This window comes from Pseudoalteromonas sp. ND6B, from assembly GCF_000764215.1.
Lineage (GTDB): Bacteria > Pseudomonadota > Gammaproteobacteria > Enterobacterales > Alteromonadaceae > Pseudoalteromonas > Pseudoalteromonas tetraodonis.
This window is the reverse complement of sequence record NZ_JQFL01000021.1, coordinates 61,100-86,997: the sequence shown is the minus strand read 5'-3', so window position 1 is coordinate 86,997 and position 25,898 is coordinate 61,100. Positions and strand designations below refer to the sequence as shown.

Annotated in this window: 22 protein-coding genes; 18 read left to right on the top strand and 4 right to left on the bottom strand. The window is 38.3% G+C overall.

Going from position 1 to position 25,898, the window contains the following annotated elements; translation table 11 throughout:
- Window positions 1–10 precede the first annotated feature (10 nt).
- Window positions 11–2,128 carry a methyl-accepting chemotaxis protein gene (locus ND6B_RS13320; protein ID WP_033102988.1) on the top strand — a complete coding sequence of 706 codons (2,118 nt, stop codon included), beginning with the start codon at window positions 11–13 and terminating at the stop codon, window positions 2,126–2,128.
- A 123-nt stretch (window positions 2,129–2,251) separates the two neighbouring features.
- Here ND6B_RS13320 and ND6B_RS13325 read toward each other — a convergent pair whose 3' ends face one another.
- Window positions 2,252–2,839 carry a TetR/AcrR family transcriptional regulator gene (locus ND6B_RS13325; RefSeq protein ID WP_013462952.1) on the bottom strand — a complete coding sequence of 196 codons (588 nt, stop codon included), beginning with the start codon at window positions 2,837–2,839 and terminating at the stop codon, window positions 2,252–2,254.
- A 113-nt stretch (window positions 2,840–2,952) separates the two neighbouring features.
- Between ND6B_RS13325 and ND6B_RS13330 the strand changes: the two genes are divergently transcribed.
- On the top strand, window positions 2,953–3,495 hold the full coding sequence (locus ND6B_RS13330; RefSeq protein ID WP_033102987.1) for a carboxymuconolactone decarboxylase family protein: 543 nt from the start codon (window positions 2,953–2,955) through the stop codon (window positions 3,493–3,495).
- Between the two features lie 103 nt (window positions 3,496–3,598).
- On the opposite strand, the gene ND6B_RS13335 is transcribed toward ND6B_RS13330, so the two are convergent.
- On the bottom strand, window positions 3,599–4,129 hold the full coding sequence (locus ND6B_RS13335) for a hypothetical protein (protein ID WP_013462954.1): 531 nt from the start codon (window positions 4,127–4,129) through the stop codon (window positions 3,599–3,601).
- 51 nt (window positions 4,130–4,180) lie between these two features.
- Between ND6B_RS13335 and ND6B_RS13340 the strand changes: the two genes are divergently transcribed.
- Window positions 4,181–4,546, top strand: a complete 366-nt coding sequence (locus ND6B_RS13340; RefSeq protein WP_013462955.1) for a DUF1294 domain-containing protein — start codon at window positions 4,181–4,183, stop codon at window positions 4,544–4,546.
- 47 nt (window positions 4,547–4,593) lie between these two features.
- Here ND6B_RS13340 and ND6B_RS13345 read toward each other — a convergent pair whose 3' ends face one another.
- Together ND6B_RS13345 and ND6B_RS13350 are read right to left on the bottom strand one after the other, a co-directional pair.
- Window positions 4,594–4,938 (bottom strand): PEGA domain-containing protein, encoded by a 345-nt coding sequence (locus ND6B_RS13345; RefSeq protein ID WP_028834242.1) that lies wholly within the window; start codon window positions 4,936–4,938, stop codon window positions 4,594–4,596.
- 176 nt (window positions 4,939–5,114) lie between these two features.
- On the bottom strand, window positions 5,115–7,088 hold the full coding sequence (locus tag ND6B_RS13350) for a serine/threonine-protein kinase (protein ID WP_013462957.1): 1,974 nt from the start codon (window positions 7,086–7,088) through the stop codon (window positions 5,115–5,117).
- Between the two features lie 393 nt (window positions 7,089–7,481).
- Between ND6B_RS13350 and tagH the strand changes: the two genes are divergently transcribed.
- The 15 genes from tagH to tssG all read left to right on the top strand — a co-directional run bounded on the left by tagH (window position 7,482) and on the right by tssG (window position 25,881).
- A complete protein-coding gene (gene tagH / locus ND6B_RS13355; protein WP_033102986.1) occupies window positions 7,482–8,753 on the top strand; it encodes a type VI secretion system-associated FHA domain protein TagH in 1,272 nt (423 codons plus the stop codon).
- A 15-nt stretch (window positions 8,754–8,768) separates the two neighbouring features.
- On the top strand, window positions 8,769–9,233 hold the full coding sequence (tssJ, locus tag ND6B_RS13360; RefSeq protein ID WP_013462959.1) for a type VI secretion system lipoprotein TssJ: 465 nt from the start codon (window positions 8,769–8,771) through the stop codon (window positions 9,231–9,233).
- Between the two features lie 15 nt (window positions 9,234–9,248).
- The gene (gene tssK, locus ND6B_RS13365; protein WP_033102985.1) at window positions 9,249–10,577 is read left to right on the top strand and encodes a type VI secretion system baseplate subunit TssK; all 1,329 of its coding nucleotides are present in this window, start codon (window positions 9,249–9,251) and stop codon (window positions 10,575–10,577) included.
- Window positions 10,578–10,599: 22 nt separating this feature from the next.
- On the top strand, window positions 10,600–11,880 hold the full coding sequence (gene tssL, locus ND6B_RS13370) for a type VI secretion system protein TssL, long form (RefSeq protein ID WP_013462961.1): 1,281 nt from the start codon (window positions 10,600–10,602) through the stop codon (window positions 11,878–11,880).
- A 10-nt stretch (window positions 11,881–11,890) separates the two neighbouring features.
- Window positions 11,891–15,400 carry a type VI secretion system membrane subunit TssM gene (gene tssM, locus ND6B_RS13375; RefSeq protein WP_028834238.1) on the top strand — a complete coding sequence of 1,170 codons (3,510 nt, stop codon included), beginning with the start codon at window positions 11,891–11,893 and terminating at the stop codon, window positions 15,398–15,400.
- Complete coding sequence (gene tagF / locus ND6B_RS13380; RefSeq protein WP_024602748.1) at window positions 15,382–16,110, top strand: type VI secretion system-associated protein TagF; 729 nt, start codon at window positions 15,382–15,384, stop codon at window positions 16,108–16,110. The genes tssM and tagF overlap by 19 nt, the downstream gene beginning before the upstream one ends.
- A complete protein-coding gene (locus ND6B_RS13385; RefSeq protein ID WP_033102984.1) occupies window positions 16,103–16,900 on the top strand; it encodes a PP2C family protein-serine/threonine phosphatase in 798 nt (265 codons plus the stop codon). Before tagF ends, ND6B_RS13385 begins: the two co-directional genes overlap by 8 nt.
- A gap of 203 nt (window positions 16,901–17,103) precedes the next feature.
- Window positions 17,104–18,219, top strand: a complete 1,116-nt coding sequence (gene tssA / locus ND6B_RS13390; RefSeq protein ID WP_024602746.1) for a type VI secretion system protein TssA — start codon at window positions 17,104–17,106, stop codon at window positions 18,217–18,219.
- Window positions 18,220–18,234: 15 nt separating this feature from the next.
- Window positions 18,235–18,738, top strand: a complete 504-nt coding sequence (gene tssB, locus ND6B_RS13395) for a type VI secretion system contractile sheath small subunit (protein WP_010389380.1) — start codon at window positions 18,235–18,237, stop codon at window positions 18,736–18,738.
- A complete protein-coding gene (gene tssC / locus ND6B_RS13400; RefSeq protein WP_013462966.1) occupies window positions 18,735–20,225 on the top strand; it encodes a type VI secretion system contractile sheath large subunit in 1,491 nt (496 codons plus the stop codon). The genes tssB and tssC (ND6B_RS13400) overlap by 4 nt, the downstream gene beginning before the upstream one ends.
- Window positions 20,226–20,262: 37 nt before the next feature.
- Window positions 20,263–21,789 carry a type VI secretion system contractile sheath large subunit gene (gene tssC / locus ND6B_RS13405; RefSeq protein WP_028834236.1) on the top strand — a complete coding sequence of 509 codons (1,527 nt, stop codon included), beginning with the start codon at window positions 20,263–20,265 and terminating at the stop codon, window positions 21,787–21,789.
- 2 nt (window positions 21,790–21,791) lie between these two features.
- A complete protein-coding gene (locus tag ND6B_RS13410) occupies window positions 21,792–22,571 on the top strand; it encodes a type VI secretion system accessory protein TagJ (RefSeq protein WP_033102983.1) in 780 nt (259 codons plus the stop codon).
- Window positions 22,572–22,586: 15 nt separating this feature from the next.
- Window positions 22,587–23,072 carry a type VI secretion system baseplate subunit TssE gene (tssE, locus tag ND6B_RS13415; RefSeq protein ID WP_013462969.1) on the top strand — a complete coding sequence of 162 codons (486 nt, stop codon included), beginning with the start codon at window positions 22,587–22,589 and terminating at the stop codon, window positions 23,070–23,072.
- Window positions 23,069–24,895 (top strand): type VI secretion system baseplate subunit TssF, encoded by a 1,827-nt coding sequence (gene tssF / locus ND6B_RS13420; protein ID WP_013462970.1) that lies wholly within the window; start codon window positions 23,069–23,071, stop codon window positions 24,893–24,895. Before tssE ends, tssF begins: the two co-directional genes overlap by 4 nt.
- Window positions 24,892–25,881, top strand: coding sequence for a type VI secretion system baseplate subunit TssG (tssG, locus tag ND6B_RS13425; RefSeq protein ID WP_033102982.1), 990 nt, complete (start codon window positions 24,892–24,894; stop codon window positions 25,879–25,881). Before tssF ends, tssG begins: the two co-directional genes overlap by 4 nt.
- Window positions 25,882–25,898 lie beyond the last annotated feature (17 nt).

Below are 25,898 nucleotides of genomic sequence, written 5' to 3'. Positions count from 1 at the left end.
GGTAATTTTAATGCGGGAAATAGCGTTAGCAAAAAAGTTATTGTGGATAAGTGTTGGAAGTATACTTTTAACGGTTGTACTATTTTCAGGAATATTGTGGTCTAAATTATCATCAAGTAATGCACAAACCTCTTCAGAGGCAGAAGCATTAATTGTCAGTGAAGTAGATGGTCGCTTAACCGCAAATGCAGCAGCATATGGTGAGAAAATTGCGGCATTTATCAATGAAGCTTATCGGATCCCATACTCTCTTGGCAGTATTTTAGAAGACGCCGATAAAACATCCATAAACAGAGAGTCTGTTGTTCTACTAAATCGCTCAATACTAGAAAGCAATGATGTTATTTCTAGTATTTACTCACAGTTTGAAAAAAATGGCTTTGATGGCAAAGATAGTGATTTTACCCAAGGGTACGATCATTCAGTTGCTGGAGCTGGCACACTAGAGGTTTATCTAACGAGAAGTTCGAACGGCGTTGTTGAACAACAAGTAGTAGAAGATGCCTCAGAAAAATATGTTGATAAAATTAATGAATTCGGTTTACGTGAAGCCGAATGGTACTTATGTGCAAAAGACAAATTAAAACCCTGCATTATGGAACCCTACCTCTATGAAATAACACCGGGTTATTCTGAAATGATGACCTCTTTAGTGGTACCTATTATTAAATCAGGCCAGTTTGTAGGGGTAACAGGCGCGGATATTACACTACCTGTATTTCAAAAATTGACAGAAGAGCTTTCAAAAGCGCTTTACGATGGTAAAGCAAAAGTAACGTTACTTAGTCATTTAGGTTTAATTGTAGGTACGAGCCACTACAAAGAAAAACTAGGTCGCCCTTTAAAAGAAGCGGTTAGCGCTAAAAGTTATGAGAGTTATAAAGCTCTAAAAGGCACCAAAGGAACAAACAAACAAGGCGCTGAAATAATGGTGTCTTACCCGATTGAAATTAAGCTTGCTGATGTGAAATGGATGCTGCTAATTGAAGTACCCGCTGAACTTGCCTTTGAAGGACCTATTCAATTAACTGCTGGGATGTCTGAGGCTGCAAAAGAGCTGGGTGTGATTATTTTGATCACGGGGACTGTGATTGCGGTATTGGCATTTATAGTAATGAAGCTTGTAGTAGGCAGTGTTGTAGCGCCACTTAAACAAATACAAGAACGTGTAGATAACCTAGCCAGCTCTGAAGGTGATTTAACACAAACACTACATGTTGATACGCATGCTGAGCTTATAGCTTTGGCCGGAGGATTTAATAAGTTTTTATCAAAACTGCGTGAACTTATTAGTGAGCTAAAAGCGGTCTCGGATCAAACCAAGCATCAAGGCGAAGTTACCTCAAATATTGCCGTAGAAACCAAGCATAATGTTCAGGCACAGTTTAAAGAAATTGAAAGTGTTGTGACGGCAATGAACGAAATGAGCGCGACAGCACTTGAAGTGGCAAAAGCTTCTGAGCAATCTGCGCAACAAGCTGATGAAATCAATACCTTAGTGGTTAGCAGCGAGTCGAGTTTATCTTCTGCGATGACCCAAGTTAAAACAATGTCTGAGGAAATCAAAGAAGCCAACCAAGCAGTCGAAAAAGTGGCCTCACGTAGTAATGATATTACGCAAATTTTGGATGTGATCCGAACTATTTCTGAGCAAACAAATTTACTGGCATTGAATGCCGCCATTGAGGCTGCACGTGCAGGTGAACATGGCCGAGGTTTTGCTGTTGTTGCGGATGAAGTTAGGGCTTTAGCGTCTAAAACTCGCTCATCCACCGATGATATTAGCAGCCTAATTGATAGCTTGTTATCAGAAGTAGGAAATGCCTCAACTGTCATTGAAAAAGGCGTTGTACGTGCTGAAAATGCAGTTGATGAAACTTCTACTGCCTTTGATGCACTGCACAGTGTTGTTGTAAAAGTGGATGAAATAACTAACCAAATCACCCATATTGCAACCGCAGCTGAAGAGCAAAGTTTGGTCACTGAAGAAATAAATCGTAATTTAACTATTATTTCTGATGCGGCATCTCAGCTCTCTGATTTATCTGCTCAGGCAGGCGATAGCAGCCAAGAACTCAATAAGTTGGTTGCACAGCAAGACGCTGAGCTGAATAAGTTGAAAACGTAAATTTTTATTTAGAGTTAAACAAGCGGCTAATTTAATACAGATTAGCCGCTTTTTTATACGGTGAATAATCAAACGGAATATAAAAAGAGTTTATTTAAGCGCAAAGACAAGCACCCAATAGGATTACAGTTTTTTGATTAGTACAAACATTTGGTTGATCATCGGCATCGCCAAATGCTCGACTGCAGGGCGATTAAAGTAACCTCGTAATCCTGTAAATTGCACTTGGAAAAATTGTGCGTATGCAGTTGCAGTTAAATCACCGCTTAGCTCACCATTTTCAATAGCGCGGGTAAACAATGTGGTTAAATAAGATTCAAATTTAGTCAGTAAGCCTGCGCTTAACTCACTTAAAGCCGTGTCTTTTTCAGCAAATTCGGTATTTGCTTTTACTAACATACAAATAGCACTTGGACTGCAGTCCTTGGTTTTAATAATTACATTTTCAACAAATGCCCGCAAACCACCTAAAATCGAATCAGAGTTTGCTATAAAGCCCTCAATTTGGCTTTTCATCTGTACGGTGTAGTCTTTTAAAGATTCGCTGTATAACCCCTCTTTAGAGCCAAATGCAGAGTAAATACTTCCTGGTCGCATATTTATAGCTTCCTGCAAATCGCGGGTAGAAGTGGCATGAAAGCCTTTCTCCCAGAACAGCTGACTTGCCACGCGAACAACATGTTCACGTTCAAATTTAATTTTATTGGCCATAATAGTTTCTATTAATTTGAGCGACTGTTCAATTTTAACTTGAGCGACCGCTCAAAATCAAATAATATGTTTCTCAACACGACTTAATACTATTTATTATATAGGAGCAAACTATGGCTGAATTTACCTTATACACGCAAGAAAATGCATCAGCAGAGGCAAAACCTTTATTAACAGACTCTGTCGCCGCTTTTGGAATGTTGCCTAATCTTCATGCTGTGATGGCTGAGGCACCAACATTGCTAAAGGGTTATCAAGTACTGCATGAGTTATTTCAAAAAACATCGTTTAATGCACAAGAGTTAACGGTTGTTTGGCAATCAATTAATGTTGAGCACGAGTGCCATTATTGTGTGCCAGCACACAGTGGTATAGCGGCTGCCATGAAGGTTGATGAGAATATTGTGGATGCATTAGTCAATAAAACCCCGCTTGCTGATCCTAAACTTGAGACACTTCGTGAGACAACGCTTGAAATGACACGAGAACGTGGTGTGTTAAGTCAGTCACAGCAGGAAAAGTTTTTTGCAGCAGGGTATACAAAACAACAGCTTCTTGAAATTGTGTTGGGTCTTGCGCAAAAGGTGATGAGTAATTACACCAACCACCTTGCAGATACGCCTGTTGATAATGCGTTTAAAAAATTTATAAAGTAACTTAAGATCAGTGTTCTAGTTCAAAATCGTAATTATTAATGGCTAGAACACTGTTTTCAAAGAACTAATACGTTTTTAGGTATTACAAGGCAATAAATAAAACTTATTTAAACTTTACTTCTTTATTGCTGCGATGGTAGGTGCGAATTTGCGGCTTAGTCCATTCACCTTTTTTTAAATAACTGGTGGAAACAACAAATTGCTCATCCTTGAATTCACTAGTTGATTTAACTTTAGTGATGCCCTCTTGGCTGCCAGTGACGTCTTCATAAGCAACAAATTGTGTTGGGCTCAACACTTTCATGACTCCTTTGGTATAAAAGCCAGCCGTAGTAAAATAATAAAATACTAATGACTGTTTTTTTCGATCATAGAAAATCATTGATTCGCCCCCATACTCACCTTCATTTATAGAATGCGTAGTGCGAATGGCTTTACCATTTAAGGTGCGCTCCCATTTGGTCACATCTTGGGTTGGAAGCGGGTTTTTATCTATATGAAAATCAGCTTGCCAAGTACCTAAGTAAGGAGTGAATACCGCAAGCTCAGGCTCTAGTAAATCCGTTTTATTATTTGCTTGAATACTGAATATACATAGTGAAAACAGCAGCATCGAAGCCTTTAAATATGTCATAATTTAACCTTGGTGTTTCTTTTAATTATCTTCATTATAGGCGATTATTTTTTGATAAAAAGTAGCTTAATTATATTTTCCAGCTTGTTTATAGCCTTATTTTGGTTAGCTTACTTAAATAATGAAGTTGAAATGTACTTACCCATATATGTTTCTTTGATCAGCTGTATTACATATATATATTACGCATGGGATAAGCGAAAAGCGGTACAATCAAACCATAAAAAAGTCAGTCGTATACCTGAACGACACTTACATCTATTGGCTTTATTTGGAGGATGGCCCGGTGCACTTATAGCGCAGCAAAGTTTACGGCATAAGTCACAAAAACGAGTTTTTATTGCAGTGCTATGGGTATGTATTGTAGTTAATATTAGTGTAATTAGTTATGCGTGGTTTGCCTATTACCGTATTTAAAATACCTTTATTGAGCGTAGTAAAGGCATTTTAAATTGATAATTCGCTTATTGCGCAGACTGGCTTAGCTGTTTTTCATCTAGCTCAATAGTTAAGATGGTTTTTTTGTCAACCGTTACCCATTTTCTATAAGTCACATAGCCTGCCTTACTTACTTCGATATCATATTTACCTGCATCTAGTTCTATAGCGTCTTGATATACAGGCACTATATTCATAATGCGTACTCTAGAGTCTGCAGGGTTAGTAATAACAGTCAGTGATATCGGCGCATTCTCTTCGCTAACTTGAGGCGTTGGCTCAATAACTACTTCCTCTGTTTTATTTACACTAGAAGTTGTCGAACAACCCGTAAGTATAACGGCTGCAGCTAATAAGCTTAAATTTTTCATAGGTACTCCATTAATTATAAAAAGTCTAAATATTTTAAAATCTTGGCGGAGTGTATGATGATGAAAATGCACTCGTCGTCCTTGACTTTATTATGTATATTTTGGGTTAGTCTAATAGCTAACTAATCTATATTCAATTATATCTGTGTTATTTTTGAGCAATAAATAAGAGTTGTTTAAAGCATATTGTCTAACGATTGCGTGATGGCCTCACTTTTTTCAACCAAACGTTCAGCTGCTTTATACATTCTTTTTTTCATTAAATCGTTCGCTGTACTAATGTAACGTCTCGATAATTCTTTTCTAAGTGATACTAAAAGAGAAAAATCGTTGGGTAGTGCTGTCGATTCGGATTTAATAAACTCTTCAAATTCCATTAAAGCTTTATGATCTTCAATAGTTTCTAATTGTGCAGAAAAGCGTTGAAACTTTGGACCATAAAAAATGACCGCATCGGCACGAGGAAACTCGGCTTGTTCGCCTAAATTAATCTTTTGTTGGTATGCGGTTAGTGCATTAATTGCAGACTCACGCTTCATTAAATTAGCAAGAAGCTCTTCTGCTTTTTTGTTATTTGAAAATACAATTTTACCCACATTTAAAAGTACTTTTTGTGAGATGACATCATCGCTTTCTATGGCTGTGTTTAACGCAACAGTAAAGTTATCAAGATGCAGATCTGTTGGTTGATAACGGTAAGTTTTATCTACTTCTTTTAGATCTTTAACGAGATGAGCAATACTATTGGGCTGGTCTTCGTTGTAGCGTGATTGTTCGAGTAATAAATCTATTCTCGCGGTAATATCAAAAATAATTGATTGGCGCTCTCTCAATACACTTTCTAATTGCATCGAAAGTTTTTCTGAATCGGGATAGTAGTTCAGTGCATTAGAATAGACCGCTATTATTTTATCAAAATCTTTAAATTTACGGCCCGCAATATTATTAAACTGGCTTGCTTCATCATTAAAGCTATCTAATATACTTTGCTGATTTGATCTGAGTAATCCTTGTTTAAGCACCTCATACTGTGGCGGAATTTGTTCTAGCTTGTTTAAAATAGTAGGGCCTTGCCAAGACATCCATGCTTCCACTTGTTGGTTGATTGCCTTGGCGTTATCAAGTTGAGCCTGTAATTGCTTGGTATTATCTGAGCTTGAAAAATAATTTTGAGTGATTAAGGCAATAATTGCCACACTAGCCACACTGGCAAAAATAGCGGGTTTTAAGTTCACTTTTAGCGTTTTTGAAATTTGTTCTAGTGAATCGAGTCTTTGGCTGGCGCTTAAAGATAATGCTTTATGTAAATTTTTCCATAAAAGGAGAGGGCAATTACTTGGTTTTTTTACAGTAGTATTTTTAGGGACTTTATCTGCAGCAATGCGGTTAAATGGGTGCTTACTGCTCAGAAGCTCATAAGCAATACAGGCAAATGAAAATACATCATCTTTAATGGATGCTTCGCCGCCTTTTAGCTGCTCAGGGCTAGCATACGTTGGAGTATAACCACCAATGGTTGCAAACTCACTTTCGTTTTTAACAGCATATTGGTCGTCCAAACTTTTGTGTTTAGCAATACCAAAATCAAGCACTTTGAGGTTACCATTAGAGTCAAAAATAATATTCGAAGGCTTAAGATCATTATGTATTACGCCACGTGAGTGGGCATATATAAGGGCGTCAGTTAATTGCTCTAAAATAATTTTCGCTTTTTTAAACGCTAAACCTGATGGTTTATTTCGCTTAATAATTTGTTCTAGAGTTTCTCCCTCAATGAGCTCCATAGTGACATAATATAAATCGCCATCAGAGTCTGCTGAGTACACTTTTACAATACTAGGGTGAGCAAGTTGTTGTGTTTTTGCTGTTTCATCTTTCAATAATGAAATAGCTTCTTCAGAGTTGGAAAACTCTTCTTGGAGCACTTTTATAGCGACCGATGCTTCAGAGCGACCGCTGTTTTCTAAAAAGGTATCTCGCGCACGATATATATAACACATTCCACCTTGCCCGATGAGCTCTTCAATTAGGTAGCGATCGGATATCTTTTTGCCGAGGAGGTTTTGTTTATGGATGCTTGATGTTTTTTTTGTGCTGGAGTCTAGAGAAGCAATCTGAGTTTTATCGTTGTTATCATTAATATTGCTCATTAAAAAATCCTTTTATTGTGTTTAGTTAAATAATTACAAAGGTAAATAATCTCTACTTACCTATCAATTTTCCCTCTGATATAAGCATGTATTTTACAAAAATATACAATTATAGCAATGCCTGAATAGCATATTGTTGCCGGTGAACTCGCTTTATAGTGAATTGAAAAAGTCGGTTTAAAGCCAGAAGATGTCTCTAAAGTGTTTATTTTTGGCCTAGTTAAAAAGCATTAAAAAGAAAAGTAACAAACGCCGTCGATGAGTATATAGGGCGTATTGTTTTAGAGACAAAATCTACAATGCGACATTTTCCTGTGTTAATTTCAATGTTGACAATAGTTTCGCTTCTACTTTATCCTGTTCACAATAATGCTATAGGGACTGACTTATCAAATGGAACTGATACTAAACATCACTAGTTATCACAGACTTTCGCCTGAAATCGAAGCTACCAAAACGGTAAAAGATTCACTCACTTTTGGCCGTTCTGAGGGATGCGATTGGCATCTCCCCGATCCTGAAAAAATTATCTCCAGTAAGCACGGTAGAATTGAAAAAGAAGGCGATTCTTTTTATATATACGATAATTCAACCAATGGTTTGTTTATTAATTTTGCAGTGGCGCCTTTAGGTCAAGGTAATAAACAACGTTTGTCAGATAGTGATGTCTTAACTATTGGTGATTTTCAGGTTGATGTTAGTTTAGCTGATGAGCCACACGCAGATATTAGTAATCCTATTACTTCAAACAGTTCTCAACAAGCAAATACATTTGCTTCACATAGCAGTCAAACTGCAGAGTCTGCGCCGTTATTCAATGATTCAATTATGAATGAGTCTATGCCTGCGGTATCTGTAATTTCACAACAAGCAACAGTGGATAATCATATTCCAGAAGATTGGGATGAACTAACTCGCCTTATGAATACCGATGAGTTTGATCTTGGTAATGACGAAGTGAATTCTTCAGCGCCAGTTGACACTCCAGCTCCAATAAAAGAAAGTGCGCCGACTAAACGTTATAATGCTGAGCAGCAAGCTGTAAAACAAACAGCGCCTGTAAAAAGCTTTGCTCAAAATGATAAAGTGTTTTGTGATGCCTTTTTAAACGGATTGGGGATTAAGGATGAGCTTAAAAGTGCTCTAGATAATGAAAAGCTGTGGTTTGAGATGGGGCAGGGCTTAAGTTTATTACTGACAGAGCTCATGGAATCTTTACGCCAACGCGCGATTGTAAAGAACAAATTAAGACTGAACCATACAATGTTTCAGACCGAACAGAACAACCCATTGAAGTTTTCTGCCAATATTGATGATGTTATTCAGAACTTGTTCATAAAAAATAGTGCAAGCTTTCTGTCTTCGAATGAATCTATTAAAGAAAGCTTTGTAGATACACGCAAGCACGAGCAAGCACTGCTCGCTGGTGCAGATGGCGTGCTCAAAGGGATGTTATCGCAAGTTTCTCCCGTGCAAATTAATCAACAGGCAAACGATAATTCTAACGTGTTAAAAATTATTCCAGGCCAAATAGAGTCTAAATGCTGGAAGTTATATCAAAGTTTATATGATGATATTTCTCAGGAAGTTAACGCGAAAGGCGCTATGGCTATGTCTGATGATTTTTTAAAAGCATATAACGATCGAATCAAAGAAACGCTCTAGAAAGGAAAGTAAATAATGCATAAAGTTAAGCTCTATTTAATGAGTTTTAGTTTACTATTTTTGGTACTGGGATGTACTACGATGAATAAAATCGTACCTCCTTCTACAGATCTGATCATCAATGTATCTAAAAATGTTAATCCGGATACATCAGAACGCCCTTCTCCGGTGGTGATGAAAATTTTTGAGTTGAGCTCAAGAACAATTTTTGACACGCAGGATTTTTTTAGTTTATACGATACGCCAGAAAAGATATTAGGCCCTGATTTATTGAAAAAGGATGAGTTAGAGCTTCAGCCTGATTCAGTACAGCAATATAAAATGAGCCTTAATCGTAATACTCGTTATGTTGGGGTTGTTGTTGCTTACAGAAATATAGACCAAGCAAGGTGGAGAGCGGTTATTGAAGTTGACCCCACCGGTTATGACGACATCAATGTAAATGTAGAAGCGATTGCTACATACATGAGAGAGCAATAAAAAAGGATTTTTAAAATGAGTGATAACACTCGTGTTGCTTGGACTGAGGGGATGTTTTTAAGACCTCAGCACTTTCAGCAATCAGATAAATATATTTCAAATGTGATTAAGCAAGTATGCAGTGGAAACCTTGCTGATCCATGGGGAATAATAGATATTAGTATTGATAATGAATTACTTAACAGTGGTCAATTCGCTGTGGATTCATTAACTGCAATTACCCCGGATCTACTGCCAATTGATATGCCTCAGTCAACCTCTTTACCTGAGCCTTTAGTGGTTAATAAAGATGTGTTTGACGAAGTTGTTTATTTGGCTATTCCTGCGCTAAAAAATAGTGGCGTTAATATATCGTCAACTGACGATAATATGGTTACTCGCTATAAGCTTAACGATTTGGCAGTGAGTGATGACTTATTGGGAGCGCAGTCTCAAGAAATAATTCAAGTTGCAAAAGTATACAGTAAGTTGATGCTGTCTTCTGATGATCATTCAGGGTATATCGTGTTGCCTTTAGCACGAATAGTGGATGTGAGCAGCGAAGGGCAAATAAAGTTAGATGCAAAGTACATTCCTCCCTCTTTAAAAGTAGGGCAGTGTAAACCTTTATCGGGGCTAGTGAGAGAAATTGGCTCAATGATAAAGCAACGCGCTGAAAGCATTGCTGCTAGGTTGTGCCAAGGTTATGCGGGTAGTACGTCAGTTGCAGATTTTATAATGCTGCAAACACTAAATAAATATGACGCGATATTTAATAATTTGCTCAGCGTTAAGAGTTTACATCCGAACGTGTTTTATAGCCGCTTAATTGAACTGGCAGGTGAGTTATCAACCTTTAGCACGGCTAATAAAAGAGTGCCTAAATTACCTAATTATGATCACACAAATTTAGGGCAAGTGTTTAGTGAAGTGGTTAACTTTTTATACCAATCATTAAGCCATGTAATTGAGCAAACCGCGACTGAAATTAAGCTTGAACAAAGTAAGTTTGGTATTTCGTTTGGTGCCTTAAAAGATAAATCTATTTTAAATTCAGCGCAGTTTGTTTTAGCAATTAAAGCGAGCGTTCCGCATGAAGAGTTGAGAAAAATTCTACCTTCGCAAATTAAAATTGGCAGCGTTGAAACCATTCGTGATCTTGTTAACAACCAGATCCCAGGTATTACAATTAGTAACTTGCCAACAGCGCCAAGACAGATCCCTTACCATACTGGTTTTCATTATTTTGAATTAAATCGCCATGGTGAACATTGGGAAAAACTGCGCTCCAGCGGAGGAATTGCTATCCACCTCTCAGGAAGTTACCCAGAACTCCAATTAAGCCTTTGGGCTATTAGAACTTAACTTTTTAAAAGGAAGAGTTTCAATGGACGAAACCATTATAAAACCACGCCCTGGCCGACTAGGGCGAAATACCCCAAGCAGTGGTGCAGCGCAAAATGATGCTGATAAAACCGTTATGTCGGTTGAGCCACCCTCTGCAAAGCCGATGAGCAATAATAAGGTATCAATTTTTAAAAATCCCTTGTTAGAAGCAGCAACAGATTGCTTTTCTCTTGTGATATCCATAAATCAATCGCTTGAAATGAGCAATCTAGCAGCGCTCAAACACCGCTGTGTTGAGGCTATAAAGCGTTTTGAAGTGGAAGTCCGTAACCAGCACCTATCAAAAGAAGTGATTAATAATTCACGCTATTGCCTATGCGCTATTCTTGATGAGTCTGTATTGAATTCAAAGTGGAGCTCAATGGAGTGGGCTGATGAAAGTCTGCTGTCGACTTTTCACAAAGAAACCTTTGGTGGTGAGTATTTTTATACTCTACTTGATGCTGGGTTAGGGCAACCTGAAAAAAACAAACAGTTTTTGGAGTTGCAATACCATTGTTTAAACTTAGGATTTAAAGGGAAATATCGATTAGATGCCGGCGGCGATACAAAAGTCGAAGAGTATCGTTCACAGCTTTATCATTTACTCAATCAGCTTGATGGCCCGATTAATAATAAACTATCTCCAAACTGGCAACAAAGAGTTGCTGCAGGTGTTGAACTAAGAAATCAAGTGCCACTGTGGGTCATATTTTCTGTGCTGGGGCTGATATTATTGATGATTTATCTATCAATAAATATGAAGCTAAATAACGATGTTTTTGCGATTAATGAAAAACTAGCGGGCATTCATCCTTTAGCTGTTAATCAAACGGTTGATAAAAAAGATCAGCAGCTGCGTGTACTTGAACAGTTACTACAAACAGAAATTAAAATGGGGATTGTTGCTGTTGCAAAAAATTCCGATGGGATCCGCATAACGATAAACAGTGAAAATTTGTTTAAACAAGGGGATTCTCAACTACTTCCATCATTTCAGCCTATTTTAGAAAAGTTAGCGTTAAGCTTAGAGGGAACTAAAGGGCGAGTGCTTATAACGGGCCACACAGATGACTTACCAATTAGTACAGATAAGTATCCTTCTAATTGGCATCTTTCTTTAGCCAGAGCAACACAGGTTGCTAATTTAATGGCTAAAAGTACCAACTTAAGCGGTCGTTTATGGCCAGAAGGAAAGGGCGCTGCAGAGCCTATCGCCAGCAATTCAGATTCAGCTTCTCGGTCATTAAACCGACGAATTGAAATCGATCTATTATTTTAATGAGGCTGCAATGAGTTTCTCACAAAAATTTAAAAAAATAACCTACGCACTAACATCACGAACCGCTATATTAATTATCGGCTTTTTAGCCTTATCATTATTAATTTGGTTTGGTGGCCCTTTAATCGCAGTGGCAGACTATGTACCGCTTGCAGGTGTAGCATCACGATTATTAACTATTTTATTGGTATTATTAGTTTTTTCAGTGACCAAAATTTATCGTCTTATGCAGCAAAATAAGCGCGATGAAAAAATGGCGGATGAGTTAATTGATAACAATGATGCCAATAGTAGTGAAGTAAACGAAGAAATTACTACTCTTAAAACGAGAATGAATGAAGCTATAGATTTACTAAAAGATGTAAAGCTATTTAAAGGTAAAAATATATACCAGTTACCTTGGTATATTATGATTGGCCCTCCGGGTGCAGGTAAAACAACGGTTATTCATAACTCAGGCCTCGATTATCCATTAAAAGATAAGCTAGGCGTTGACTTAGTTCATGGTGTAGGCGGTACGCGTAATTGTGACTGGTGGTTTACCAATAAAGCGGTATTAATTGATACCGCAGGGCGTTACACAACACAAAGTAGCCACGCAAAACATGACTCAAGAGCATGGGAAGGTTTTTTAGGGTTATTAAGAAAGCATCGCCCGTTACGTCCTATTAATGGCGTGATGATCAGCATGGGTATTTCTGAGCTAATGAGCCAGACCAAAACTGAGCGAAACCTACATGCTCGTGCTATAAAACAGCGTCTTCAAGAACTACAAAACCAACTAGGGATGACATTTCCTGTTTATGTTATTTTTTCTAAAGTTGATTTAATTGAAGGCTTTAGAGAGTTTTTTGCTGAGCTAACTGAAGAAGAATGTGAGCAGGTTTGGGGAATTACCTTTGAACTTGATTTAGATAAAGATACTCAGGTAGATGCGTTCAATAAAGAGTTCCATGCTTTAATTTCTAAGCTTACAGAGATGTTAAATCGTCGGCTTATCAATGAGCGAAACGAAGCTATTCGTGCCAAGATTTTTGAATTCCCTCGACAGTTACGGGTATTGCAGGGCGTAGGTGATGACTTTTTAAAAGAAATTTTCACCCCCAATGCCTATGAAGAATTACCCATGTTCAGAGGGGTGTACTTAACCAGTGCGACGCAAGAAGGGACACCGTCAAGCTTTTTAAATGATGCGAGCGCAGGGAAAACAGATTACATAAATCAATCTAAAAGTTTCTTTATTAAGAATGTTTTAGAAAGTGTTATTTTTCCTGAGCAAAACTTAGCAAGCACTAACAAACATCATGATAAGCAAAATAAATGGCTTCGCGTTGCAAGTATTTCAACTGCGTGTGTTGCTTTATTAGGTTTTTCAGTTTCGTGGTACTTTAGTTTTGCATGGAATAGCAACTTAATAGACGCCACCGATGAGGCAATTACTACTTACCAAGAGCTCGATGCCTCTTCGTTTGATAGAAATAATTTATTGGTGTTGAACGACAGACTAAATGCACTGAGAAATCTACCTGCTACTAACTCTGAGCTTATTAACCCTGAGGATGCTTCATCAGTTGGTTTTAATAAGTTAACCGAAATTAAAGAATCTTCTACTAATGCTTACAAGCGTTCTTTACAAACGTATTTAGAGCCATTTGTTGCTAATACTTTAATTAAGGAAATGGAAGCGCATCCAGAACACCTAAGCTATTTATATGAAACGCTAAAGTGTTACTTAATGTTGTTTAAACCTGAATACTTTGAAAGTGAAGATATTGTGGTGTGGTTCAGTGCTTATTTAGACAGAAACTTACCCGGTGATTTGAATATGCAAACGCGTGGTGAGTTAATGAATCATATTTCAGCTTTACTCAATGAGGGAATCACGCAAACCGAAATAGATAACCAAGCTGTGCGAGTTGCACGTGCAGAGTTAACTAAACTACCGATTGCGGAAAGAGCATACCAGCGTCTTCAAGCTGATTTTCTCGATAGTAGTATTCCGCCTTTCAGACTAACCGATATTATTAGCTTTGAAAGTGCACAAAAGTTTACTTTTCGTAATAACGGCGACTTAACGCGAAGCATTCCAGGGTTATACACTTTTAATGGTTTTCATGGCATTTTTAATATTGAAAAAGGAAAAATGCTTGGCAACTTAATGGCTAGTAGCTGGGTTTACGGGCAAGAAGCCTCAGGAACTTACGATATTTCTAAAGCGGAGATAGAGAAGAAACTAGAGCAGCGCTATTTCCAAGATTACATTTATTATTGGCAGTCATTTTTAGATGACTTGAGTCTTAATCAATACAGCTCACCCGCTGAAGGCGTCAATATTACTGATGTGCTAGCAGGCTCTGAAGCACCGATTAAAAATATCATTAATGCGGTGAAAAAGAATGTTCAGCTTACTAAACTACCAGTATCTGAAAATCAAAAAGTAGCTGGTGATGTGGCAGCCAATGCCGCTAAAGTCGCTATGCAAACTAAAGCAAATCGAATTAAGCGCTTTTTACCTGATGAAGCTCCAAAATTTGAAATTGATCTACCAGGTTACCAAGTAGAAGAAGCCTTTGAAGATATTATTGATATTGATGTTCAGCAACTTGATAATATTCAGAAAAATTTAAGAGAGTTAAATATTTATTTAACCAAGCTTGATAGAGGCGATCAGCTTAAGTACTCCATTAAAGATCAAATAAGCGGTAAGAGTAAACCTAGCTTTATTCGCCAATTAGAGTATCAAAGCAGCGACTTACCTTATCCATTTAATAGTTGGTTACTGGATATTAGTAGAGATACTAGCAACATAACCAAAAATAGTGCTAACAGGCATCTAAATGAAATTTGGAAAAGTAAAGTTTTACGCGAGTATAACGCGGCGATTGTGGGCCGTTACCCATTTGCTCCGCAGGCTGAAAAAGAAGTCAGCATTAAAGACTTTACCCGCTTCTTTGGTCCTAATGGCACCATAGACAACTTTTTCAATAGCTACGTAGCCCCGAGTGTGGACATGAGCTCAACCCCTTGGAAGTTTGAAAAAGATATCGGTATTAGCAACAACACGTTAAAAATGTTCGAGCATGCTTACAAAATTCAAACCGCATTTTTTGACCGTGGTAGTAATACTCCAAGAATTGAGTTTGGCTTGCGTACCTTTAAATTAGACAAAACGGTCTCAAGCTTCATGATTGAAATTGATGGCCAATCTATGATTTATCGTCATGGTCCGCTTAAGGTGACCAATTTTGTTTGGCCTGGTGCAAGTGGTCAAAGCAAAACTCGAGTGGTGTTTACTCCACCAAATGGTGGGCGTTCAATTAACACCACCTACCAAGGTGAGTGGTCACTATACAGAATGTTAGATGAACTGAGTGAAAAGCGAAGTAAAACGCGAGAAGACTTAGAGCTGCATTTCTCACTAATGGGTAACAATGCAAAAGTAGAATTATTGCCGAGTTCAATCAGGCATCCTTTTTGGAATAGCAGTGTAGAGAAGTTCTCATGTCCGACCCGATTGTAGATATTGGTTATCTTGGCAAAGTCCCTTGTTTAGGCGACTTTGTTCAAGATAATGTTACTAAAGAGTTTTCAGAGCATTGGGAGCAATGGCTTCAGGCTGCCATTGCTGTAAGTAAAGAACAGCTTGGTGATGTTTGGCAAGAAAACTATTTAACAGGTCCCGTTTGGCATTTTGCCTTAAGCCCAAATATTGTGGGTGATACTGGCGTTATGGGCACGTTATTGCCAAGTATGGATGCTGTGGGGAGGCATTATCCTCTCACGGTAACGCGAACAACACATATTGCTCCTGTCGATGTGCTTCATTCTGGTGTTTTTTCGTTGGAGTACGAAGATGCAGTACTCAAAGTACTTGATGGCTCCGTTGATTTATTTTCTTGGCGCAAAGAGTTAGCTAATACTTTGAGCGAAATTACTTCAACTAAAAAGCAAGTTAGTTTTGCAAACTCGCTAGATAAGAATAAACAGGCTACAGCATTGGAGTTTTCTGGTACCGAATTAAGTGATCACATTTTACAAGATGCCATGCATGCCATTTTATATAAAAAGTATGGTGATTACAGTGTTTGGTGGACTCATGGCTCATGCAATATTAAGCCTATGGTGTTGATCACTTCGGCTCTACCGCCTGTAAATCAAGTGGCCGCTATGCTAGATGGACGATGGAAACATTGGGAATGGAATTTTACACAGGTAAAAAATAGTGATTAATAATTTAAGCTCAAGTTATGCCATTACCCACCGAGGTGCTGTTAGGCAACTTAACGAAGACGCGCATGTAGAAATTAACAGCCATAATTTATGGGTAGTAGCTGATGGTATGGGAGGACATGAAGCGGGTGAAGTTGCCAGCCAATTAGTTGTTGATGTTATAAGAACCCATGTTGAAAAGTTTAAACTAGAAGATTTAAACGTCAGTGACATTGTTAAAGCCATTGAAGATGCAAATAAACAATTAACTGAATATAGCGCGCAATACTTAAGCAACAAAACAGCGGGCAGCACGGTGACAGCTTTGTTTGTTAAAAATGAGCGCTATTACATTTTATGGGTTGGCGATAGCAGAGCTTATTTGTTGCGCAATAGTAAGTTGACTCAAGTTTCTAGAGATCATAGCCAAGTTAACGACTTAATAGATGAAGGAATGATTTCTGTTGAAGAAGCTAAAAATCATCCACTATCTAATGTAATTACCCGTGCCGTAGGGGTAATGGATGAAGTAAAAGTTGATGTTGTTGAAGGGGATATAAACACAGGCGATATATTTTTACTGTGCTCAGATGGTCTTACTGGCGAGTTATCAGATGAAGAAATATGTTTGTCATTAGAGCCCTCTAGTATTATTGATTCAGGAATGGCGTTAATGCATTCTTCGTTAGTCAGAGGAGCCAAAGATAACGTGACCTGTATTTTAGTAAAATATGATGATGTGGATGCCAATCAATCGATACAATCTTGCAATTTGCAAGATGAGGCAACGATTCCATTGTTCACTAAGTAGCTGATTAAGCCTGTTTTAGTATAATCAAGAAAAAAAGTTGTAAATAAATCAGGAACAAAAAAACTGTTATTTCAATTATTTATAAAATAACATTAGCCAGCTTATCGGCATAATAGCGTCAAGGCTTGTAATTTAATTTAAAGAATGTAATATAATTTCCGCTTTGCTTCTTAGAGCACATGGATAATATTTAGGACAATGGAATGTTTTTATTTGAAGAGTATATTTCCCCTATTTCAGATGCTGAGTTTGCAGGTATTGATCCGCGCTCAGACGTCTCTCCAACGTCTACTTACTATGCCTTAAAAGATTTAAGAAACCAACTTCGTGCGGCTGAAAGAAATGCCTTAGTCGATGAAGAGGGAATTGCTTCACTTTCGCGAGATTGGCTGCCATTACTTGAACAATGCAGTGAGGCAGTTAAAAGCGAAAGCAAGGATATTGAATACCTTGCATGGCTAATTGAAGGTTTATGCCGCGTTCACGGGTTTAAAGGAATAGCGTTTGGTTTTCGCGTTGCCAAGTATTTGCTTGAACACCATTTTGAATCCCTTTATCCAACACTTGATGACGGTGATGAAATTTCAGACAAAGTGTCTGCCTTAGTTGGCTTAAATGGTACAGCCGGTGAAGGCACGTTGATCATCCCAATAAAAAGCATTTATATGACAGACAGTGTCAGTATGGATCCTTTTTCTTTTTGGGAGTATCAGCAAGGGTATGATATTTCGCGTTTAAATGATGAAAAGCGCGAAAAGAAAATAGCCCAAGGCGCAGTTGATTTTGAGCAATTAGAAAAAAGTGCCGCTGAGACCAGTACCGAATTTTTTGTGTCTTTAAAAAACGATATTGAAGATGCGATAGAGCAGTTTGCTGCCTTGAGCGAAGTTATGGATGAGGTGACAGGTGAGCCACAACCGACGTCTAACATCAAACAAGCATTAGAAGTGAGCTTAGCGGCGGTAAAACACGTAGCAGCAGATAAGCTTGAAGCAGCGCAAACTGCACTAGATAAAGCTAACGCTGAGCCTGAAGAGGAACTCGTTGAGGATGCGATTCAAGCTGACTCAGAGCAACCTAAAAAGCTTAGCAGTGATGAGATTAATTCAAGAGAAAACGCAATTAAAAAACTTCAAGAAATTGCGACTTTTTTCAGAAAGACTGAACCTCATTCACCGATGTCTTACACGATAGAACAAGTTATTCGATGGAGCGAATTATCGCTACCTGAGTTATTAAATGAGTTAATTACAGATAGTGATGCTAGGACTGGATACTTTAAGTTGTCTGGCATTAAGATCAGCGAAACTGAAACATAGTAAAAGGAGTTCTCAATGAGTATCCATGATAAGTTAAAACGAGTTCGTAAACCTAGAGTACATATCACTTATGATGTGGAAACTGAGGGCGCGGCAGTAAAAAAAGAATTACCCTTTGTAGTGGGTGTAATGGGCGATTTTTCTGGTGATAATACAGAAGCGCTTAAGCCACTAAAAGATAGACGTTTTATTCAAATTGATCGTGATAACTTTAATGATGTTTTAAAGCGTATGAGCCCATCTCTGCGTTTAAAAGTAGACAACACATTAACGGATGATGGTTCTCAGTTTGAAGTTAACTTGAACTTCAAATCGATTGACGATTTCGAGCCTGCAGCCGTAGTAAATCAAGTAGAGCCGTTACGCAAATTGATGGAAACGCGTAACAAGCTTCGTGACTTGATGACGAAGATTGACCGCTCAGAAGAACTTGAAAACGTACTAGAAGAAGTTTTAAGTAATACAGCAAGCTTAGACTCGATGGCGAAAGAACTTAACTTAGAGGAGACTGATAAATGAGCACTGAACAATTAGCAACAGAATCAGAATCGGTAGCAGAAGTTAGTTCTTCACTTTTAGAGCAAGCAATTGGTGCGACTAAACAAACAGAGTCAAGCCGTGCTGAAGAGTTACTGAAAACGTTAACTGAAGAAGCATTAAAAGGCACAGTTCAATGGAACAAAAACATGACTGTGACGTTTAATGAAGCAATTCAATTAATCGATCAAAAAATCTCAAAGCAGTTAAGTGTCGTAATGCACACGGATGAGTTTCAAAAACTTGAAGGCTCATGGCGCGGATTACATCACTTAGTGATGAATTCTGAAACTAGCTCAACATTAAAAATTCGTGTTTTAAACATGAAAAAGAAAGAGCTGCATAAAGACTTAAGTAAAGCTGTTGAGTTTGATCAAAGCCAAACCTTTAAGAAAATATATGAGTCAGAATTTGGTACCCCAGGTGGTGAACCGTATGGCACGATTGTAGGTGACTTTGAATTTACGAATCACCCAGAAGATGTTGAAACATTAAGCTTAATGTCTAATGTTGCAGCCGCTGGTTTCTGTCCATTTATTGCCGCATCATCACCGTCGTTATTTGGCTTTGATAATTGGGAAGAATTAACTAAGCCACGTGATTTAGAAAAAGTGTTTGAATCACTAGAATACACTAAATGGCGTTCATTTAGAGACAGCGATGATTCACGCTTTGTATCACTTACTATGCCGCGTTTCCTTTCGCGTTTACCTTATGGTGCAGCGTCAAAACCAGTTGAAGAATTTAACTACGAAGAGTTTGAAGTTGAAGCGAAAGATGGCCGTTCAGTCAGCACTGATAATAGTGATTACTGTTGGAGTAATGCCGCATACGCTATGGCAACAAACATGACCGCTGCTTTCTCTCAATATGGTTTCTGTACTGCTATTCGTGGCGCAGAGGGTGGTGGTAAAGTAGAAGGCTTACCAACGCACATATTTACGAGTGATGATGGCGACCCAGATCTTAAATGTCCTACAGAAATTGGCATTACAGACCGTCGTGAGGCTGAGCTAAGCCAGTTAGGTTTCTTGCCTTTATGTCACTATAAAAACACTGATTATGCTGTTTTCTTTGGTGGCCAAAGCTGTCAAAAACCAAAAATCTACTCAACACCTGATGCAACCGCTAATGCTGCCATTTCAGCACGCTTACCTTACTTAATGGCGACTTCTCGTTTTGCTCATTACCTTAAAGTAATGGCGCGCGATAAAATTGGTAGCTTTATGGAAGCAGAAGACGTTGAATCATGGTTAAACCGTTGGATTCTGTCTTATGTAAATGCGACAGAGGGCGGTGGTCAAGATATTAGAGCACGTTACCCTCTTGCTGATGCGAAAGTATCTGTAAAAGAGATCCCAGGACAACCTGGTGCTTATAACGCTGTTGCTTGGCTTAAACCTTGGTTACAAATGGAAGAGCTTACCTCTTCTTTACGCCTTGTAGCTAAAATCCCAGAGATCGGTTAATAATACCGCTCTCTCGCATTAAGGATGATGCAATAGAATGAATCACGAAGAGTTTTCATTTATCAATCAAGACTTCACTTTTCAACAAAAGTCGCAGTCTCGAATAAGTGATAATGACGCTTTACTCGATAGGTTTTTGAACGAAAAAAACCTAGATAAAGCGTTATTATTATGGCTTGAAGGCTCTTCTGATTCTCCACTTTCTTGGAATAAGGAGTCATTGAGTCCTTATTTACAGCGTGTGATCATTGAACTCGATCAACTGATTTCTGCACAACTCAATCATATAATTCATGCGAAAAGCTTTCAAAATTTAGAAGCTAGTTGGCGAAATCTATGGTGGCTATTATTACAAACAGAGCAACAAGACAAAGAAAAAAAAGTAAAAGTTAAATTGCTTAATTGTGACTGGCCAACGCTCTCAAAAGACGTAAATAAAGCGATAGATTTCGATCAAAGTACGTTTTTTCAATTACTCTATCAAAACGAATTTGACAGTGCCGGCGGCGAGCCCTTTGGTATTGTGATTGGTGATTATGAAATTAGTAATGGTTGCTCAGCGGGCACTATTTACAACGACATAGATACTATTAAAGAAGTGTCAAGAACGGCTGCCGCCGCATTTTCTCCTTTTATATGTTCGGCATCGGCTAACTTATTTGGCGCAGATAGTTTTTCCGATTTAGGTTATTACTCTGATTTATTTAATCATTTTGAGCAGCCTGAATATATAAAATGGCAAAGCTTTAGAAAAATGGAAGAAGCTAGATTCATGGGTTTTACACTCCCTCATGTGCTAGTTAGGCCGCCTTATGCTAATGACGGTAAGCGCCATCAAGAATTCTATTTCAAAGAACAAATTATTAATCCAGAAACTGATATGCTGTGGGGAAATGCAGCCTATCAATTTGTATCGACAATAATCAGAGCTTACTGCGATAGCGGCTGGTTTGGGCATATACGTGGTATAGAGCCAGGGAAAGTGTCAAAAGGCTTAGTCACAGGGCTAGCTCGCGATAGTTTTGCTAATGATACTTATCAAAAAGAAGCTAAGCCGCCACTGGATTTGTTAGTAACCAGTAAGTTTGAAAAGCAATTTTCTGAACTCGGTTTTATCCCAGCCTCTTCGGTTACAAATACCGAACATATTGTTTTTTACAGTAATGCGTCGGTTCAAAAGACAAAAAATTACGACTCAAGCGCTGCTAATATCAATGCGCGCTTATCGTCTATGTTGCAATACATTTTATGTGTATCGCGCTTTGCGCACTATTTAAAATTATTGGCCCGAGACCGTGTTGGTTCTTATAGCACAGCACAGGCCTGTGAAAGAGATTTACAAGCGTGGATCAATAACTACACAACCGCGTCAGACTCTGCGTCTGAGCACATTAGAAGTAAATACCCACTCAGTAATGCAAAAATAAAAGTAAGTGAAAACAAGGCTAATCCGGGTCATTACTTTTCGGTTTTGCAGTTACAGCCTCATTTTCAGTTAGACCAAATGGTCTCGAGTATTAAGTTAATAACAGAGCTCAGTCCTCATCATAAAATAAAGGAATAGTAATGAAAAAAATACACAGTTTAATTCGCGAGGGAAAACTTGCTGATGCTTTATTATGTTGCGCTACAGAGTTGCAAGATGAGCCTTTAAATTTTGATATTAGAAGTCTTTATTCTGAATTACTTTGCATTAACGGTGAACTTGAAAAAGCAGATAAACAGCTAGATTTTATGGTGCAAAAGAACCCTGAATTTGCTGTAGGTGCGGTTAATCTTAGGCATTTAATTCGCGCACAACAATCGCGTGTAGATTTTTATCAAGGTAAGGGCATTCCTAAACTCTTTCATGAAGCTAATGAGCTAGACACCTTGTTCTTAAAAATGCACGTAGCCTTACTTGAAGGCGAAACATCTGAAGCGGCAACGCTTGCAAAACAAATGGAAGTACTTCGTCTTGAAAGCGTTGATGATGAGCATTCAGCAATTAGAGATTTAGATGATAGCTTAAGCCCATATTTAGAAGTGCTAGGCACGAATGGCGAGTTTTACCTTGCAAACTTTAATGAAATTGAAACATTAAAAGTAGAACCTGTAGCGTCTTTATTAGAGAGCATTTGGTTACGCGTTGAGATCACTATCAAAGACGGTCCGTCAGGTACTGCACACTTACCATTGGTTTATGCAAACTCAAATACTGAGCTTGAAAAGTTAGGTCAGGTTTCTGATTGGGATGAGCTACAAGATGAGTTTATTGTAGGTAAAGGAATGAAAATGTTATTTGTCAACGATGAGGCAATCACCATTCCAAGTCTAAAAATCAACGCCGTTGAAACAGCAGAGTAAGTGCAATAAACGATTATGATTGAACATAAGCAGCAACTCCAAGCATCTATTTTAGATAGGCTCATTGACGATGAACCTGACTTTCAAGATGCGCCTTCTCGTACTGAGGGGATCAGCATTAGTGAGCTGAGAAAAAATGTGCGTAGAGACATAGAAGCGCTGCTAAATGCTCGAATTCAGTGGCATACCTGGCCATCACAATATGCTGAGTTGTCGACTTCGTGTTTATCATATGGTTTGCCTGACTTTTCGAGTATGTCCGTAAGCTCACACGAAGGGCGTGCACTTTTATGCGAAACCGTAAGAAATACAATTTTAAAATTTGAACCACGGTTTATTGAAGTAGAAGTGTTTACCGATGATGAAGTACCCGTGAACAGAGTATTAAACCTAAGGATTAACGCCTTGTTGTATGCCGATCCAGAACCTGAATTTATCAGCTTTGATTCTGAAGTTGAGCCGGTTAATTTAGGTATGAAGATTATTGAGGCTTCTTTATGAACGATGAATTATTAAAATATTACAATCGTGAATTGGCGTTTGTTCGTCATATGGGTAAAGACTTCTCTGAAAAATACCCTAAAGTTGCAGGGCGATTAAAGCTAAGCGATGACCATATTGAAGACCCTCATGTATCTAGGCTAATCGAATCTTTCGCATTTTTAACTGCTAATATTAGGCAAAAACTCGATGACAGCTTTCCAGAGCTAACTGATGCTCTATTGGGACAGATGCTGCCAGACTACCAAGCGCCTATCCCTTCTATGTCGGTGGTAAAATTAGAAGCTGAAAATCTGTCCACCACGGGTGTGGTCATTCCAAGAGGCAGTGAAGTAGAAACCAATGTTGAGTCGATGAAGCAATGTAAGTTTCAAACCTGTTACGAAACTTATTTATGGCCGGTTGAGATCACAAGTGCCCAATTTGATAATAGTCCGTTTGTTGCCCCTAAGCCTCGTTGGCATGAAAAAGCTAAGTCAATTTTCAAACTTGAGCTAACCGGTGAATATCCGGGTGTATCATTAGCTGAAACCGGGCTGGAAAAATTACGATTATTTATAAATGGCCAATGGCATCATACGCTTAAAGTGTATGAACTATTATTTAAACACGCTATTGGTATTGCTTTTGATAATGGTGAAGAGGGTATAAAGTACCTTTCTAAAAACCAGTTAAAAGCCGTAGGCTTTGATGCAAATGAAGCGGTGGTGCCCTATTCGCAGCGCTCAAGTGCTGGTTATCGGTTACTGGTGGAAAACTTTACCTTTCCGGAAAAGTTTCGCTTTGTTGAGCTTGAAAATATTCGTTCATCACTGCCTAAAAAGTCTAACAAATGCAGTGTGTATATTTACCTTGATTCAGAGTCAACCGAGCTTGAAAAGCAAGTAGACAAAAATATGTTTTTAATGGGATGTACACCCATTATCAATATGTTTGAGCAAGAACTAGAACCGATTCGCCCTGAGCTGAGTGAATACGAATACCAATTAACACCACGCTATATGGACTCTGAAATCTCAGAGGTGATTGGTATCTCAGAAGTTATTGCGTTTGATCACAAAGGGAACAAACAAATAGTGTGTCCTTTTTATGGGCAGACTCATCCACGATACCAAGGCCATGATGATTTATTTTGGCACATCCGCAGAGAAACCGCCTCATGGGCCGGTGGCTATGTTGAGTCAGGTACGGAATCGTTTCTATCATTAGTAGATGCACGATTTGAAAATAGCGCTATGGATTATGCTGAAGGGAACACGGTATTAACAGTACGTGCTAATTGCAGTAATCGAAACCTTCCTGCTAGCATGCCTTTTGGAGATGATGAACTCGGGCTTTTAATGCCTGAACGTGGCGATGTAATTAAAAAAATACGTTGTTTAATCCCATTTACTCATGCAGTTAGACCGATATTAGCCGATGCAACTCGTTGGCAATTAGTTAATCATTTAACCCTTGATGCGTTTAGTGGAGATGATGCATGTAACAAGCTTAAAGAAGTGTTACGGCTGTATGACTTTAGAGCTTCACCGCAAACAAAAGGCCTTATCGATAATATTTACCGCGTGATTGTAGAACCAGCAACGGCGCGTGTTGTACAAAAAGGACGAGTAAGCTTCGCAACGGGAAGCGAAATAGAAATTACCTTTGCCAATGATGATTTTTCGGGAAGTGGTATGTTTTTCTTTGCTTCTATCCTCGATCATTTCTTTGCACAATTTGCGGCAATAAATAGCTTCACGCGTGTTAGTTTAAGGCTCAAAGAACAAGAGCAAGTGTATTATCAATGGCCTGCTCGAGTTGGGGAAAGCCCGTTAATATGATCCAGCATATTATTTCTCAAGCGTCACAAGTTGATTTTTATAAAGCTGTTTTCATTATTGAAAACCAGCTGAAAAAGCATGGCTTAGAGTATCGCTATGTAGGGTATGACAGTAGCCCAAAGCAAGAGTTAATTAAATTTACCGCAACACAAAAATTTGGTTACCCAGGTAACGCTATCACAAAATTAGAGCAAGCTAGCTTTGAAGATGGGTTGCATAAGGTCAACATGCAGATCTCTTTTATGGGATTAACGGGTTGCTCAGGTGCTTTACCCCAATTTTACAGCGAGCTGGTGATGCAGCGCCTTCGCTATAAAGATACCACCATGCGTGACTTTTACGACATGTTTAATCATCGTTTGGTGTCTTTATATTATCGAGCGTGGAAAAAATATAAGCCGTCTTTAAATCATGTGAACAAAGATAAAAACAAAGACCCATATACACAAATATTGGGACTTTTAAGTGGCGGCTACAATGATCATCAGTTGCACTTTTCAGGCCTTTATAGCCGAAAAATTCGTAACGCTTTTGATTTAAAAAGTGTATTGAGCTCTTACCTTGGTTGTGATGTTGTCATCAAACAAATGGTAGGAAAGTGGCATGATTTGAAGCCACAAGAACAAACTTGTTTAGCAAGTGAGCGCCTATATGAGGGACAACATGCTCGCTTAGGCGTTGATACCGTAATAGGTAAAAAGATATGGGATATTTCTTCTAATATTGAGATTCATATCAGCACTACTGATATTGATAAAGCAAAATCCTTGTTACCGAAAGGCAAGTTATTTGAGTTAGCTACAAAGATTGTAAAAGATTATGCGGGCAATGCGATTTCATTTCGACTTATCATCGAATCAGATTTTCAACAACTTGATGCGGTGCAGTTGTCTAAACGGGAATGCCAACTTGGCGCTAATAGCTTTTTAATGGCGAGTAAAAACACCCCTAAATTTAACCCTATTAAGTTATCGTTTAAAGGATAATTAAAAATTAAAAGGAA

Excerpts from the sequence above, each read along its gene's own strand:
- tssC (WP_028834236.1), top strand. The coding sequence starts at position 20,263 with ATGAATCACGAAGAGTTTTCATTTATCAATCAAGACTTCACTTTTCAA.
- tssM (WP_028834238.1), top strand. The coding sequence starts at position 11,891 with ATGAGTTTCTCACAAAAATTTAAAAAAATAACCTACGCACTAACATCA.
- ND6B_RS13410 (WP_033102983.1), top strand. The coding sequence starts at position 21,792 with ATGAAAAAAATACACAGTTTAATTCGCGAGGGAAAACTTGCTGATGCT.
- tagH (WP_033102986.1), top strand. The coding sequence starts at position 7,482 with ATGGAACTGATACTAAACATCACTAGTTATCACAGACTTTCGCCTGAA.
- ND6B_RS13350 (WP_013462957.1), bottom strand. The coding sequence starts at position 7,088 with ATGAGCAATATTAATGATAACAACGATAAAACTCAGATTGCTTCTCTA.
- ND6B_RS13335 (WP_013462954.1), bottom strand. The coding sequence starts at position 4,129 with ATGACATATTTAAAGGCTTCGATGCTGCTGTTTTCACTATGTATATTC.
- tssG (WP_033102982.1), top strand. The coding sequence starts at position 24,892 with ATGATCCAGCATATTATTTCTCAAGCGTCACAAGTTGATTTTTATAAA.
- tssB (WP_010389380.1), top strand. The coding sequence starts at position 18,235 with ATGAGTATCCATGATAAGTTAAAACGAGTTCGTAAACCTAGAGTACAT.
- ND6B_RS13320 (WP_033102988.1), top strand. The coding sequence starts at position 11 with ATGCGGGAAATAGCGTTAGCAAAAAAGTTATTGTGGATAAGTGTTGGA.
- ND6B_RS13330 (WP_033102987.1), top strand. The coding sequence starts at position 2,953 with ATGGCTGAATTTACCTTATACACGCAAGAAAATGCATCAGCAGAGGCA.
- ND6B_RS13325 (WP_013462952.1), bottom strand. The coding sequence starts at position 2,839 with ATGGCCAATAAAATTAAATTTGAACGTGAACATGTTGTTCGCGTGGCA.
- tssL (WP_013462961.1), top strand. The coding sequence starts at position 10,600 with ATGGACGAAACCATTATAAAACCACGCCCTGGCCGACTAGGGCGAAAT.
- ND6B_RS13345 (WP_028834242.1), bottom strand. The coding sequence starts at position 4,938 with ATGAAAAATTTAAGCTTATTAGCTGCAGCCGTTATACTTACGGGTTGT.
- tssA (WP_024602746.1), top strand. The coding sequence starts at position 17,104 with ATGTTTTTATTTGAAGAGTATATTTCCCCTATTTCAGATGCTGAGTTT.
- tssK (WP_033102985.1), top strand. The coding sequence starts at position 9,249 with ATGAGTGATAACACTCGTGTTGCTTGGACTGAGGGGATGTTTTTAAGA.
- tssJ (WP_013462959.1), top strand. The coding sequence starts at position 8,769 with ATGCATAAAGTTAAGCTCTATTTAATGAGTTTTAGTTTACTATTTTTG.
- tssE (WP_013462969.1), top strand. The coding sequence starts at position 22,587 with ATGATTGAACATAAGCAGCAACTCCAAGCATCTATTTTAGATAGGCTC.
- tssC (WP_013462966.1), top strand. The coding sequence starts at position 18,735 with ATGAGCACTGAACAATTAGCAACAGAATCAGAATCGGTAGCAGAAGTT.
- tagF (WP_024602748.1), top strand. The coding sequence starts at position 15,382 with ATGTCCGACCCGATTGTAGATATTGGTTATCTTGGCAAAGTCCCTTGT.
- tssF (WP_013462970.1), top strand. The coding sequence starts at position 23,069 with ATGAACGATGAATTATTAAAATATTACAATCGTGAATTGGCGTTTGTT.